2 protein-coding genes are annotated in these 644 nt (G+C 42.5%); both read left to right on the forward strand.

What is annotated here, in order from left to right; translation table 11 throughout:
• The coding region (locus A3756_RS20390) for an undecaprenyl-diphosphate phosphatase (protein WP_304438917.1) at nucleotides 1-200 on the forward strand (200 nt) is incomplete at its 5' end.
• A 116-nt stretch (nucleotides 201-316) separates the two neighbouring features.
• On the forward strand, nucleotides 317-644 hold a 328-nt coding region (locus A3756_RS20395), incomplete at its 3' end, for a SpoVR family protein (RefSeq protein WP_197481424.1).

A 644-nucleotide genomic window follows, 5' to 3' on the forward strand; every position in this document is an offset into this window, starting at 1 on the left:
AAACAAAAGAGTTGCTAGAAACGGGAACGAATGACGACTGGTTCTTGGTGGCGCTTGGGACTGGTGTTGCTTTTGTGAGCGCTTATGCCTGTATTCATTTGTTTTTACAGTTTCTAGAGCGCATAGGTTTTACACCGTTTGTTATTTACCGTTTACTGCTCGGTTTAGTATTACTAGCCTTAATGGCTTTTTCTGGCTAAAATAGAAACAATATACGTCTTATTTTGGATGGGTCGACCTTAATAGCTACTTAGAAGTATTATTATGAGAGGCCCTAAATAAAACTTCAGTATGACTAATTAAACAGGAGGGCAGTATGGAGTTATCAAATTCGTTAATTGCTGCGCCGGTCATACCTGAAGGTTTAAAGAAACCCTCTCAAGAAAGACCTAACCCTCAGGATAATGCTGATAGCCGAAGTAATGAGGCTAGAGTTGATGTCCCTCGCCGAATTGCTGCCCCTGAAGATTTAGAGCGCAAAAGCAATGAATTACAACAGAGTCGCGTTCAACGCCTTGATGCTCTGGACTCTGCTCCTCTTAAAGCGCAGCAAGCGCTTTCTACATATCAGCAAACTGAAGAGGCGGGGCGAGCCTATGAGATCGTTATTAACTCTAACCCATGTATCGCTTACTTGATGGAAG

The sequence above is a fragment of the Oleiphilus sp. HI0086 genome (genome assembly GCF_001635225.1).